Source organism: Rahnella ecdela (assembly GCF_019049625.1).
In the GTDB taxonomy this organism is placed as follows: Bacteria; Pseudomonadota; Gammaproteobacteria; order Enterobacterales; family Enterobacteriaceae; genus Rahnella; species Rahnella ecdela.
The window spans coordinates 1-258 of sequence record NZ_JAFMOY010000024.1 but is presented as its reverse complement, the minus strand read 5'-3'; the positions used below and the strand labels follow the sequence as shown (position 1 = coordinate 258).

Sequence of the window (258 nt, the reverse complement as noted above, 5' to 3'; positions counted from 1 at the left end):
GGAGAAACTGCCTGATGTCTGAGTTTCTGAGCCGCCTCGATTTCGCGTGGCCGTGGGCCGCGATACTGATTTTTCTGCCGCTGCTTAGCCGCTATTTTCTGCCTCAGGATAACGAGGTCAAAGAGCGAGTACGCGTGCCTTTTCTGCCTGAGCTGATTGATGAAGTTAAACTCAACAGCCAGCCGGTTCGCAGCAGCAAACTGAGCGGTGTACTTTTCTGGATTATCTGGATCCTGCTGGTCATCGCCCTGACCCGCC

1 pseudogene is annotated in these 258 nt (G+C 54.3%); it reads left to right on the top strand.

The window, feature by feature from the left end:
* Positions 1-14 precede the first annotated feature (14 nt).
* A pseudogene (locus J1784_RS00105) lies at positions 15-258 on the top strand (VWA domain-containing protein); the annotation flags it as partial.